The organism is Candidatus Sodalis endolongispinus, from assembly GCF_018777395.1.
In the GTDB taxonomy this organism is placed as follows: Bacteria; Pseudomonadota; Gammaproteobacteria; order Enterobacterales; family Enterobacteriaceae; genus Sodalis_B; species Sodalis_B endolongispinus.
On the sequence record NZ_JAFJYC010000001.1, the window covers coordinates 1933311 to 1946496 of the forward strand.

Here is a 13186-nt window from a genome sequence, read left to right on the forward strand (position 1 = left end):
CATGTTATGGCGAATGTTGCGTCAGTCCTGGGGGCACCATTTACGGCGCAAAGGGCTGGCGGTGTTGACGGTTTTACTGGCTTCAAGCCTTATCTCGGCGCTGCTGGCGGTGTCTATCGATATTGGCGATAAGATGTCGCGCGAGCTGAAATCTTACGGCGCCAACATTCTGATTGAACCCGCCGGCCAGGCAGTGCTGCCCGCCGTGTTCAGCGGACAATCCAACCCGCTGTCGGGCCAGGACTTTCTGGATGAAGCCGAACTGCCCAACATCAAAGATATCTTCTGGCGCAATAATATTGTCGGCTTCGCACCGATGCTGGGCGGCGACGTGCAGGTGGGCGATCGCGATGTCGGCGTGCTGGGAACCTTCTTCAGTCAACCGGTGGACATCCCCGACGAAGAGGGGTATCAGACCGGCCAGCGCACGGTCAGCCCGTTCTGGCAGGTTACGGGGGACTGGCCTCGGGAGCCGGCGGGCGCGCTGCCGCAAACCCTGGTCGGTCAGGCGTTGGCCCGTCGTACCGGTTGGCAGGTCGGCGATAAGCTCCCGCTGCGCGTCGAGGGCAATACGCGTGAGGTCATCGTGAGCGGCATCCTGTCCAGCGGTGGCGAAGAAGACAACCAACTGGTGATTCCGCTCGGCGTGGTCCAGTCGATACTGGGTCTGCCGGGAAAAATTCAGGCCATTCGCGTTTCGGCCCTGACGGTACCGGAAAACGCATTATCACGCCGGGCGCGGGAAAACCTGGACGCGCTTAACGCCGAAGACTATGACCTTTGGTACTGCACCGCCTATGTTTCCTCTATTGCACACCAGCTGGAAGAGGCGATTTCCGGGGCGGAGGTGCGTCCGGTCTGGCAGGTCGCCGCATCGGAAGGGGTGGTTATAGATAAAATTCAACTGCTGATGGCGGTGGTGACGTTGGCCGCGCTGGCCGCGTCGGCCATGGGTATCGCTTCGCTGATGACCAGCGCCATCATGGAACGCGCCCGGGAAATCGGGTTGATGAAAGCGCTCGGCGCACGACCATGGCAAATTCTGCTGCTGTTCTATCTCGAAGCCGCGACCAGCGGTTTACTCGGTGGCGCTGTCGGTTGCCTTGCCGGCTGGTGGCTGGCGCAGGTCATCGGCCTGATGTTGTTTGGCTCGCCGCTGAATTTTGCCTGGGTAGTGATGCCCTGTGTCTTGGTTATCGCGGTGCTGATCGCGTTAATCGGCACCTGGTTCCCTGCCCGGCGCATCGCCCGTCTTTACCCTGTTGAGGTGCTTTATGGCCGTTAAGCGCGACCTGCTCTGGTTGCTGGTCTGGCGCGCATTACGCCTGCGTTTGCAGCGCGTGGGTGTGGTGTTTGTCGCCCTCACGGTGGGCGCGACTATCGTGACCGCGCTCTCTGCCGTCTGGTTCGACATCAACACCAAAATGAGCGAAGAGCTGCGCACCTTCGGCGCCAATTTCTACCTCGGCCCGGGGCACGGTACCCATATGCCGCAGCAGGATTTGCAAATCATTATCGAACAGGCGCCTGCCGGACTGATTCACGGCGCCAGTCCGTGGCTTTACGGCATGGCGCGTACCGAGCTCGAAAAGGTGGTCATGGTGGGCGTATGGTTCGAGTCGCTGCCCAAACTGGTGCCTTATTGGCAGGTCACAGGCAACTGGATCGGCGTTAATTTTGACGATCGCAACGCGATGGTGGGTATCAAGCTCGCCGAGCGACTCAATCTGAAGCCCGGCGATAGCTTGACGCTTGTAGATCACCAGGCGCGCAAAAAACTGCTGGTGAAAGGGATTGTGGAGGCGGGCGACGCCACGGATAACATGCTGATCGTGAGCCTGGACGTGGCACAGGCGTGGCTAAACCAACCGGGAAAAATCAGCCACGGCTTGTTGAGCGTCAGCAATGATGTGGGACAGGTGGACAGCTACGCCCGGCGTCTTTCCCAGCACTATCCCGGCCTCGATATTCGCCCGATACGTAAAGTGTCCGCCTCCGAAGGACAGGTACTCGACAAGATCAAAGGCTTGATGGGGCTGGTATCGGTCGTCATTCTGGCGCTGTCGTCGCTATGCGTGAACATCACGCTGAGGGCAATCGTCAGCGAACGCGCGCGGGAATTTGCGCTGCAAAAAGCCTTGGGCGCCAGCAACGGCGATATTATCCGCCAGATCCTGCTGGAAACGAGCATCATCGCGCTGGCGGCGGTGGTGAGTGGTTAGGTGCTGGACTATTTGCTGGCGCAGCTACTGGGGCTGACGGTGTTTAATTCCGCCATTTCCCTGCGGCTGCCGGTCTTGCCCATCACCCTGTTATTGTCTTTGCTGGTCGCGGTGCTCGCGGCCATTGTTCCGGTGCGGCGCGCGGTCAGCGTCGAGCCGGCGAAAGTGCTTAAAGGAGAGTAGCCATGTCCGTCATGCACCTGCCCCAGATGGCGATTGAAACGCGCCATTTGTACAAACGATTCGGTGAGGTTACCGCACTGGAAGATATTAATCTGCACATCGCGCGCGGTGAGTTTGTAGCGGTCATGGGCGCGTCGGGCTCGGGTAAAACCACGCTCATGAACATCCTCACCTGCCTTGATACCGTAAGCGAAGGTCAGGTTCTGCTTGACGGCACCGACGCGGCGGCGCTGGACGAGGAAGGACGGCGACGTTTCCGGGCGCAGAAGATTGGCCTGGTATTTCATCAATTCCATCTGATACCGTTTTTGACCGCGCTGGAAAATGTGATGCTGGCACAACATTATCATAGCGTCGTGGACCAACCCGCCGCCCGGGCAGTGCTGGATCAGGTGGGTCTGGGCCATCGCGTTGGCCATTTACCCAGCCAGCTTTCCGGCGGCGAGCAGCAGCGCGTCTGTATCGCCCGGGCGCTGGTTAATGAACCGCCGGTGATTTTTGCCGATGAGCCGACCGGCAACCTGGATGAAGAAAACGAGCAGCAGGTACTGGAATTATTGCAAGACCTGCACCGGCAGGGGCGGACCATTGTACTGGTGACGCATAACCCGGCGTTGGGGCATGTTGCCGACCGCATCCTGCGGCTGCAACACGGAAAATATATCGGCGAGGAGAAAAACCAACATGCAATGGCGTAAGGTAATGGTGGTGCTGCTTGGCGGCTGCAAAGAGGAAAAACTGGCGCAAGGTAAAACCGCGCCGGCGCTGGCGGCATTCTATTTGCAGGGTAAACAGGCCAGCCTCGAGCGCTGGCGGGGCAAGAGCATCTATCTTAACTTTTGGTCGGCCGGCTGCGGCGGCTGCCTTGCCGAGATGGACACGCTGGAAGCCCTGAGCAAACAATGGGGGGATAAAGTGATGGTGGTGGCGGTGAACACCGATCCCGTGTCGGTGCCGCTTGAGGAGCTTCTGGCCAAACACGCCATCACCTACCCGGTGCTGCGCGATAGCCTCAAGATTACTCAAGAGCGCTATCAGGTGATCGGCACGACCACCTCAGTGCTGATAGACAGCCAGGGTCGCGTGCTCGACATGCATCAAGGGGCGCGCAAGCTGCCGGAATTACAGCAAACCTTTACCCGCCTGGCCCGCCAGTAAACCACAACGGTTTTCTCGCGAGCAACCTAAAGCCAGTCTGTAGCGGCGTGGAACGGGCTGGACCACGCCGCGGCGGCACCCTGCTTATGCCGCAAGGGCCTGCTTACGCCATCACCCTACCGCTAACGCCCGCAGCTCATGCCAGGCAGTCCCCTCGGGTGATTTTACGTGCTACCACGCAACGATCCTGCACAATTCCCGATGATGCGCCAGCGCGTCCGGCAGCCCCTCACCGTTTTCATTTGCAGCGCCTTTTGAGCATTATGTTACCCTGCTTTGCCATGCTTATCTCCTATCACTTCGCAGAATTCCCTTTGCGCATGCGCGCATTTGGCCGCGTAAAAGCGTACTTCAGCCGATGCGTGATGACATATCCCGATAGCAACAATAACGTCGAATAGCCCCTTGACTTGAAAACATGATTTCGGATTATTACACTCAAATCACAGGAAAAAAATGAACCAGGAAGTATTCTATGTGGTTTTCGCAATACCGTAAATGGACAGGGATCGCTACGCTCATGATGGGAATGTTAAGCGGCTGGCGTGCCTTGGCCGCGTGAGCGCCCCGGTTATATTGATCTGTGCCAAAGCGAATATCTTTTTGACGTAACGACGCCCAACGGAAAAAAACGCTCATTCTGGAAACCTATCTTTATGACCATCATATTCCGGGCTTAGTCATGACCGAGAAGCGGGGGAGCTTTACCCTGCCGAAAGTGCAGGGGCCGGAAGCGCTTCCTGAGTTTTACGTGCAAGTGATTGCCTATAATAAAGATCGCTTGCGCCCTTCTCGTGCCCGACAAAAGGGTGAGCCTGCTGTTCCTATTCTCTTTGATAGCCGTCAGGCCTATATCGACATGGGCGACGGTTCGCGTCAGTATGCCAGACCTGAGATCTTTCTCGGCACGCAGGCATTCCCCTATGACTTCCCGGGTGGCACGATGAAGTATGCGCGGCCCTCACCCTATGATATTAACAGCGATGAGGTGCACCGCCGGGTTCCGCGAATTTCCAACAATGACGATTATGGTTCGGTCTATGTGGTATTCAAAACATGGAATAAAGGTGCAAATGAAAAATGGACGATTCACTTAGGAGAATTGGCAGTAGCGGGGCATAAAATCGCCCTACCGCCCCTTAAGCTTTGCTATCAACCGACAAAAAAGTGGGTCGGTATTGAACCGCTGATGCGCCCTTAAGCGACACTTCGCCAGCTTGTCTGAGGGAAAACAGACTGACGGGCAACCATCAGTATTGCCAAACGGGAATGAAAGCGCTTTGAAAAAGTCCGATATTGCAGGCCGAGCAGCGTGGTGGCCTGCACCCTTGCGCTGCCCGTCCTTGGCGCTATCGTGGCAACGCTAGCCGGCAAATAATCCGCAGGCGACGCCCGCCGCCGCCAAGACCAACAATAACAACATGGCTTTTACCGGCGACAGGCCGCGTTTCGCCATTAAATACCACGTGCCTATGACCACGATAAGCGGCAGCAGCTGGGGAAAAATGCCGTCCAGCATTTGCTGCAGATGAATATAGTGCTAACCAGCATCTCAACCGATGTTGACCCCATCCGGTAGCCCTTCAGGAACAAGAACCACGAACCAGGCAGGATAATCGCCAGCCAGGAGACGGCGTAAAACAGCGGTCCGAGAATATTGCCGCCGGCCGCCAACGCCATACCAATGCTAAGCAAAATAGGGATCAGCATTCCCGGGATCATGGAGTCGCCAATCCCGGCCACGGGCCCCATCAGCCCGACTTTTAGGGTGTTAATGGTTTCCCCGTCAATCGGCTCGCCGTTAGCGCGCTTCTCTTCAAGCCCGAGTACCATGCCGTTGACGATGGCCCCCAGCTGCGGCTCGGTGTTGTAGAACGAGGCGTGACGCTTTAGCATCTCCTTTCGCCGCTGGCTATCGGGATAGAGCCTCTTCGCCACTGACAGCATGCTGAGACAAAAGCCAAAGGATTCAAGGCGTTCAAAGCTCATCGAGGAAAGGTTATACATCATCCAGCTGCGCCAGCAGCGGCGCATATCCCTGCGGGTAAGGTTACGTTCTTCCATCAGAATTCATCCTCATCATCGTCCGGTTTTAGCGCACTTACGGTCTGCGGTTCCGGTTTGTAGTTGTAGTGAATCAACGCCAGCAGCCCACCGACAATCACCAGCGCCACCATATTGAGTTTCAAGAACACGATGCAGATAAAACCCACCAGGAAGTAAAGCAGCATGCTGTAGTTTTTGATGATTTGATTTAGCAGAATTGCGATCCCCACTGCCGGTAGAATGCCGCCAAGCACGTTCATGGTGGCCAGTACGAGGTGCGGCAGGCTATCCATAAAGGTGCTGATGTACTGAGCACCAAAATAGACGGCGATGAAGGTGGGAATGAAACGCACCAAGAAGTTAGTGACCTGGGGCCAGATAGCGCTGTTGAGGTAAATGCCGCGTTCATCGCCTTTTTCCAGCGCCACGTCGGCGCGGTGGTTCCACCAGGAGTTAAGCACCAGCATGGCGTTAAACAGCACCGTACCGGCAATACCGATAGTGGCGGCCAGCGCGACGGCGACTTCCGGCCCTTTGTGGGACAAAATCCCCAGCGCGATAGCGGGGAAAGCGACGAAGTTAAGATCCGCCGGCATCGAGCCGCCGGGGGTGACCATCGCGATGTAGACCGCCTGCACCGCTACGCCGATGATAATCCCGGTTTGCACATCGCCCAAGATAAACCCCACCAGCATACCTGATACCAGCGGGCGGGTTATCAGATACCAGCCACCGGTAAGCCCGAGCAACCATGTGGTGCTAAGCGCGCCAAGGTAACAGAGGATGCCAATTAATGTTGCTTCAAAAGCCATAACAGACTCCTTATTTTATTTTTTGGCGGACGTCTTGCCAGCTGTAGTAGCTGGCATCCGGTAACAGACGAAACTCGATGAGATGGCCGCGCCGCATCAGGTCGTCAAAAGCCGCCTCGTCTGCGCTGACGGCTTGATTGGGTCCGATAGTAGTGGTATTGGCGCGGGCGCTCATTGGTCCAACGTTAATCTTGCGGTTCGCGTTTTGCAGACTGATGCCCGCTTCTTCAATGCGTTGTAGCGTAATCGGCGATTTGCCAATCACGAAGTAGCGTTTGTCGCTGGCGATGATTTTCGGCAGCTTTTCAATCGCCGTGGCGGTGTCGAACAACCAGACTTTGGTGTCCTGTACCGCCCCTTTCATTACCGAAGAGAGCAGCGGGTCGGCGGCTACCGCATCGTCGATGGCGACAATACCGTCGCACGGCAGTTCTTTGGCCCAGCGGGTAACCAGTTGGCCGTGGATCACACTGTCGTCAATACGTACAAAAGAAATGCTCATCACTCCCCCTTAAAAATCATCGGATTGCGGCGTTTCCACCAGGCGGGCCCGCACCACGGCCTCTTTGCCTTGCTCCAGCAACTGTGCGGCAGCCTGCTCAACGTCAGCCAACGCGTTCAGGTCGGCGCTGAGTAACAACATTGGGAAATTAACGCCGCCCAGCACCGCCATGGGCGGTGTGGTTTCAGGATCAAATGCATGGTGGCAGGCAACGTTCCACGGCGTGCCGCTTTGCAGATCGCACAGCACCAGCACACCGTCAGCGTCTTTCGCGGCGAGATGAAGTACGGCGGCAAACTCCTCGCGAAAGGCGCTGATGCCTTTAGTGTCGCTGAGAGTGACCGGGAAAACGTGCGTTAGCTCGCCGTAGACCATACGAGCACTCTCAAGCAGCCCCTCCGCCAGCTGACCGTGCGTCGCAAGCATGACATTAATCATGATTTATCCCCTTACCCAAGCTTTCATGTTGGCGAGCTGTTGCCCATCGCTGTCGCCACAAGGTGAAATGCGGTACTCTCCGACCGCCGCCGTAACAATAAAGGTCTCGGCATAATGCACTACAAAGGGGTCAAAGGCGTGGCTCGGGCTGTCTACCACCGCACTTACGCCTTCTACCAGGTTGAGTACGTTTACGCCGCCGTGGGTATAATGGATGACCGGTTTGTTAAACCAGTGGCGTCGGGTTTCAATAAATTCACGCTCGTGCAGGCCGGTGCGCTCTTCGCGCCAGCCGTCGCCCTCGGCAATCGGTTCAAAATGGTTAACCAGATGCTCGCTAACCCACTCGGTGTCCCGCTGCCAGTCAATCACCTGAGCGCCGTGTTCAAGGTGTACCGGTCGCGGCAGGCCATCCAGCCCAAGGCGGCCCCAGTCCCACAGTTTGAAGGTGAAAATGTACGGCGTGGCGCTGATTTCCAGCACCATCGCACCGGCGCAGTGAACGGTACCCGCCGGGATCAAGAAGTGATCATGCTTACGGGCCGGGAAGCGGTTAACAAATTTTTCGTCATCAAACGATTTCTCACCGCGCTGGGCGCGCGCCCAATCGTCCAGCATCTCGCCCGGGTCGATAGCGTTTTTGGTACCCAGGTAAACTTCCGCGCCGGGTTCGGTTTCCAACAGGTAATAGCTTTCGTCCTGGGTGTAGTGCATACCGAAGTGTTGTTGAATGTATTCCGTCACAGGGTGAACCTGGAAGCTGAGATTCTGGCCGCCAATGGTATCCAGGAAGTCAAAGCGGATGGGGAATTCCTCGCCAAAGCGGGCATGAACCTTTTCGCCCAGTAGCGGGAGGGGGTAAAGCAGCACCAAATCCTGCGCCGGGATCTCGACTCGTACGTCACCCACTCGCAGTATCAAGCTGTTCTCCTCAGGCACACAGTCAAAACACCAGGCGTAATTTGGCCTCGAGCGATCGAGACTGAACGTGTCCCTCATCCATTGGCCCCCCACACGCCGGGGTCGAAAAACGGCACGACGCGAAACGGCTGCCGGGTAGTTTGCCGCAGTGCATCACGCAGCGCGTCACCGCTAATCAGCGCCGGGGACGCTTGCTGGTTGGTATCCAACAAAAAGTCCGCGCGTTTAAGCAGCGGTGTTTTGTGGCGGTCAAACACCCGCCACTCGATGAAGAAGGCGCGCTTGTAACGGCGTAGAATATCTTCCTGCTGATTGTTCACGCCACAGTTACCCAATTCGCCGCTGCGAAAGCGCTGCTGGATTTCCCAGCGCGCCAGGTCGGCGTAAACCAGGATGTCGCCGTGGTGTATCAGCGACGCGCCCGACCCATAAACCACCGTTAACCCACTGGCCTGTTCGACTTCACGCCGGAGGGTCGCCAGTTTATCATCGCAAAAAAAATCACTCAGGGCGTGGGCAGGAAAGTACGCCGAAGACGCGATCGTCCGTCAGGTTGCCGGCGAGGAGGTCATGCAATTGCTCTTCGTCGTGACGTGCGTCTTCGGCATTAATCCACTGCGCCGGGTTCAGAGAGGAAATGAGCTGCTTATGAAGCTCGTCCAGGCGAACACCAGGATAACAATCAATCACCAAGGCGGTTTTATGCCCCTTTGGCAGCCGAGCCTTTATGGTCTGCTGAATAGCCGGCCAGCCGCACCATGCCCGATCGTCACATCCCCTGATGCGGACTTCGGGAAACTTGTCATACCCTGCGTGCTTCATATAAAGCTCCGTGTGATGGCTTATTTTTAGATTAACCTTAAATAAGCAGCCTGGTAAACATGATTAACCCGCCTTTTTCCATATTTGGCGGCTTTTTTGCTGTTTTATTGTGATTAACATCACAGGGTGAGATGCAATTATTAGGTTATTCGATTAATCTGAAGCGCAGATTTCTTTTTTTAAGGAAAGCAGATGACTTCCATGACTCTGGCGCAGGTGGCTAAACGGGCCGGCGTATCAACCGCAACGGTGTCAATGGTGTTGCGTAACCGCGGACGCATTTCTTACGAAACGCGACAGCGGGTTCTCCATATCCTCGACGAGATGGGGTATGTTTATAATCAGACCGCCGCCAACTTGCGCAACCGCACCAGTAACCAGGTCGGTCTGTTGCTACACGATATTACCAACCCCTTTTATGGCGAGATGACCGCCGGGTTGAGCCACGAGATGGAACGGCATGATTTGCTGCTGTTTTTAGCGAACAGCGAAGAGTCCGGTGAGCGGCAGCAGAAGTTTGTCGACTCGCTTATGCGCAACAACGCTTGCGGGATGCTGCTTTGCGCGGCAAGAGAAACGTCACCGCTGTTTTTTTAAGCGCTTAAACGGCGCAACATCCCTGCGATTATGGTGGTGAGGCCGTTCGACGATGTGGATTTCGATTTTGTCGGTACTGATAACTTTCTTGGCACCCAGCTTGCCACTCAGCATTTGCTGCGCCTGGGGCACCGTCATATCGCTTTTATCGGCGGCAGCCACGGCTCTACCAGCCGCGCCCAGCGTATTGGCGGTTATACCAGCAAGTTGCTGGAAAATAATATTCAGCCCGAAAGCGAGTGGATCGTGACGTCGCAGGCAAGCCAAAGCGAAGGTAGCCGCGTCTCTGAAGCGTTGTTCCGGCGCTTCCCGCAGATAACGGCAGCGGTATGTTATCAGGACATCGTCGCCCTTGGCGTCATGCAAACGCTGCGTAAGGCAGGACGAACCCCGGGTAAAGACTTCGCGCTGGTCGGTTTTGATGATATTACTGAAGCTTCGCTGGTGCAGCCAGCGCTGACGACGATATCCGTGGCGGCGAAAGAGATAGGCCGAAAAGCGGGCGAGTTGCTTTATAGCCGTATTCAGGGCAACGATGAGCCGCCAAAACGCATTATTTTACCCCCGGCGCTGGTGATACGCGAGTCCTGCGGCGGCAGGTCGCGATAAGGCTTGGAAATTCAGGCTTGTCGTGTCATGAGGTCGCTATGCAGTGCGGTCATTTCCGCGTTTTAAACAGCTTTTCCATGCTTCACACTTAGCGGCGTGTTTTAATGAATTTTTATGAGACAATGTGGTACATAATGAGAATAACTAAAATCACAATTTACTTTATATTCAATGGAATAACCACATTATGTCGATGATTGACACCAAAAACCTGGATTCACACACCCCCATGATGCATCAGTACCTGAAGCTGAAGGCGCAGCACCCGGATATCCTGCTGTTCTACCGCATGGGGGATTTTTACGAGCTTTTCTACGATGATGCCAAACGCGCGTCGCAGCTGATGGACATCTCCCTTACCAAACGCGGCGCTTCCGCCGGCGAGCCGATTCCCATGGCCGGGGTGCCCTATCACGCGGTAGAGAACTATCTGGCCAAGCTGGTGGCGCTGGGGGAGTCGGTCGCCATCTGCGAACAGATTGGCGATCCTGCCACGACGAAAGGGCCGGTGGAGCGCAGGGTGGTCCGCATTGTTACGCCCGGTACCCTGAGCGATGAAGCGTTACTGAATGAACGCCAGGATAACCTGCTGGCCGCCCTCTGGCAGGCGCCGCAGGGCTTCGGATACGCTACGCTTGATATCACTTCGGGCCGTTTCCTGGTCTCAGAACCCGCAGATCGCGAGGCCATGGCTGCGGAACTACAGCGTACCAACCCGGCGGAGCTGCTTTACCCCGAAACGCTGCAGGATATGGCGCTTATCGAGCACCGCCGCGGCCTGCGCCGCCGGCCGCTGTGGGAGTTTGAGCTCGATACCGCCCGCCAGCAGCTCACTATGCAGTTCGCCACCCGCGATTTAACCGGTTTTGGCATTGCGCGGGCGCAGTTGGCCATGCGTGCCGCCGGCTGTCTGTTGCAATACGCCAAAGACACCCAGCGCACCTCGCTGCCGCACATTCGCTCCATCACCCTAGAGCGACAACAAGACGGTATCGTGATGGATGCCGCGACGCGGCGTAATCTGGAGCTGACGCAAAATCTTAGCGGCGGCGGCGAAAATACCCTGGCGGAGGTGTTAGACCGCACGGTGACGCCCATGGGCAGCCGCATGCTGAAACGCTGGCTGCACATGCCCACCCGGGATTTCACCACCCTCAGCCACCGTCAGCAAAGCATTCGCGCGCTGCAGGATCAGGTGGCGGAATTGCAGCCGCTACTGCGTCAGATCGGGGATTTGGAGCGGGTGCTGGCGCGGCTGGCGCTGCGGTCGGCGCGCCCGCGCGATCTGACGCGCATGCGTCATGCTTTTACGCAGTTGCCGGCCATTCAAGCACTTCTCTGCGGCCAATCGGAGCCGTATCTGCCGCAGTTGCTGGAGCGGGTCGGTGAATTCGAGACGCTGCGCGATTTGCTGGCGCGGGCCATTATCGAGGCGCCGCCGGTGCTGGTGCGCGACGGCGGCGTGATCGCTCCGGGTTACCATGCCGAGCTGGATGAGTGGCGCGGCCTGGCGGCGGGGGCAACCGATTATCTTGATCGGCTGGAATTGCGCGAGCGGGAGAAAACCGGGCTGGAGACGCTAAAAGTGGGTTTCAACGCCGTACACGGCTATTTTATTCAGCTGAGCCGCGGCCAAAGCCACCTGGCGCCAATCCACTATGTGCGGCGGCAAACGCTGAAAAACGCTGAACGCTACATTATTCCCGAACTGAAAGAATACGAAGACAAAGTGCTGACCTCGAAAAGCAAGGCGCTGGCGCTGGAAAAAGCGCTGTACGATGAGCTGTTCGACCTGCTGTTGCCCCATTTGGCGGCGTTGCAGCAGAGCGCCGCCGCGCTGGCGGAGCTTGATGTATTAAGCAATCTGGCCGAGCGCGCGGAAACGCTGCGCTATGTCTGCCCGACGATCGACGCCCGTCCGGGTATCCACATTAGCGGCGGCCGCCATCCTGTCGTGGAGAACGTGTTAAGCGAACCCTTTATCGCCAACCCACTCATGTTGTCCGATGCGCGGCGCATGTTGATCATCACCGGTCCGAACATGGGCGGCAAGAGCACCTACATGCGCCAAACCGCCTTGATTGTGCTGCTGGCCTATATCGGCAGTTTTGTCCCGGCCGATGAGGCCACTATCGGGCCCGTGGATCGCATTTTTACCCGCGTCGGCGCCGCCGATGATCTGGCCTACGGCCGCTCCACCTTTATGGTGGAGATGACCGAAACCGCCAATATTTTGCATAATGCCACGCGCCAGAGCCTGGTGCTGATGGATGAAATCGGCCGCGGCACGTCGACTTATGATGGTTTGTCGCTGGCCTGGGCCTGTGCGGAGAGTCTGGCAGGCCACATCAAGGCCATGACCTTGTTTGCTACCCATTACTTCGAGCTGACCACCCTGCCGGAAAAAATGGAGGGTGTGGTTAACGTGCACCTGGACGCGGTAGAGCATGGCGACACCATCGCTTTCATGCACAGCGTGCAAGATGGCGCCGCCAGCAAAAGTTACGGCCTGTCGGTGGCGGCGCTGGCGGGGGTGCCGCGCGAGGTTATCAAACGCGCGCGCCAGAAGCTCCGGGAGCTGGAAACGCTGTCTAGCGGCGCGGCGGCAGGCAGCGTGGACGGCTCCCAGCTGTCGCTGCTGCAACCGGAGAAGCAGCCCGTGGCGCCGGCGGTCGAGGCGCTGGAAAACCTGGATCCTGACAGCCTGTCGCCGCGCCAGGCGCTGGAGTGGCTGTATCGGCTGAAGAAAATGCTATAAGCCCGTAAAGAGGCAGGCACAAAAAAACGGTGAGGGCAACCTCACCGTTTTGAGGGGCGTCTCCGGCGCGAGTAACGCCGACGGGCCTTGCATGGCGCCTGACCGGCGCCAAGTGTAT

The 13186-nt window shown here is 57.2% G+C and carries 8 protein-coding genes and 4 pseudogenes; 7 read left to right on the top strand and 5 right to left on the bottom strand.

Features of this window, described 5'->3' with window-relative positions; genetic code table 11:
* Window position 1: 1 nt before the first annotated feature.
* The 5 genes and pseudogenes from JZM24_RS09455 to JZM24_RS09475 all read left to right on the top strand — a co-directional run bounded on the left by JZM24_RS09455 (window position 2) and on the right by JZM24_RS09475 (window position 4764).
* Window positions 2–1285 carry an ABC transporter permease gene (locus JZM24_RS09455; RefSeq protein ID WP_215669463.1) on the top strand — a complete coding sequence of 428 codons (1284 nt, stop codon included), beginning with the start codon at window positions 2–4 and terminating at the stop codon, window positions 1283–1285.
* Window positions 1275–2405: pseudogene (locus JZM24_RS09460) on the top strand (ABC transporter permease). Before JZM24_RS09455 ends, JZM24_RS09460 begins: the two are co-directional and overlap by 11 nt.
* Window positions 2406–2407: 2 nt before the next feature.
* Window positions 2408–3103 (top strand): ABC transporter ATP-binding protein, encoded by a 696-nt coding sequence (locus JZM24_RS09465; protein ID WP_215669464.1) that lies wholly within the window; start codon window positions 2408–2410, stop codon window positions 3101–3103.
* Complete coding sequence (locus JZM24_RS09470; protein ID WP_215669465.1) at window positions 3090–3563, top strand: TlpA family protein disulfide reductase; 474 nt, start codon at window positions 3090–3092, stop codon at window positions 3561–3563. Before JZM24_RS09465 ends, JZM24_RS09470 begins: the two co-directional genes overlap by 14 nt.
* A 682-nt stretch (window positions 3564–4245) precedes the next feature.
* Window positions 4246–4764, top strand: coding sequence for a hypothetical protein (locus JZM24_RS09475; RefSeq protein WP_246579926.1), 519 nt, complete (start codon window positions 4246–4248; stop codon window positions 4762–4764).
* A 162-nt stretch (window positions 4765–4926) separates the two neighbouring features.
* Here the strand turns inward: JZM24_RS09475 and JZM24_RS09480 are convergent.
* The 5 genes and pseudogenes from JZM24_RS09480 to JZM24_RS09500 form a co-directional block, all read right to left on the bottom strand.
* A pseudogene (locus JZM24_RS09480) lies at window positions 4927–5627 on the bottom strand (PTS system mannose/fructose/sorbose family transporter subunit IID).
* Window positions 5627–6421, bottom strand: a complete 795-nt coding sequence (locus tag JZM24_RS09485; RefSeq protein ID WP_215669466.1) for a PTS mannose/fructose/sorbose/N-acetylgalactosamine transporter subunit IIC — start codon at window positions 6419–6421, stop codon at window positions 5627–5629. The pseudogene JZM24_RS09480 and the gene JZM24_RS09485 overlap by 1 nt, the downstream one beginning before the upstream one ends.
* Window positions 6422–6431: 10 nt before the next feature.
* A complete protein-coding gene (locus JZM24_RS09490; RefSeq protein ID WP_215669467.1) occupies window positions 6432–6923 on the bottom strand; it encodes a PTS sugar transporter subunit IIB in 492 nt (163 codons plus the stop codon).
* Window positions 6924–6932: 9 nt separating this feature from the next.
* The gene (locus tag JZM24_RS09495) at window positions 6933–7361 is read right to left on the bottom strand and encodes a PTS sugar transporter subunit IIA (RefSeq protein ID WP_215669468.1); all 429 of its coding nucleotides are present in this window, start codon (window positions 7359–7361) and stop codon (window positions 6933–6935) included.
* 3 nt (window positions 7362–7364) lie between these two features.
* Window positions 7365–9104 (bottom strand): annotated as a pseudogene (locus JZM24_RS09500) (class I mannose-6-phosphate isomerase).
* A 192-nt stretch (window positions 9105–9296) separates the two neighbouring features.
* Here JZM24_RS09500 and JZM24_RS09505 point away from each other — a divergent pair.
* Both JZM24_RS09505 and mutS read left to right on the top strand, forming a co-directional pair.
* Window positions 9297–10310 (top strand): annotated as a pseudogene (locus tag JZM24_RS09505) (LacI family DNA-binding transcriptional regulator).
* A gap of 193 nt (window positions 10311–10503) precedes the next feature.
* Window positions 10504–13068, top strand: coding sequence for a DNA mismatch repair protein MutS (gene mutS / locus JZM24_RS09510; protein WP_215670085.1), 2565 nt, complete (start codon window positions 10504–10506; stop codon window positions 13066–13068).
* Window positions 13069–13186 lie beyond the last annotated feature (118 nt).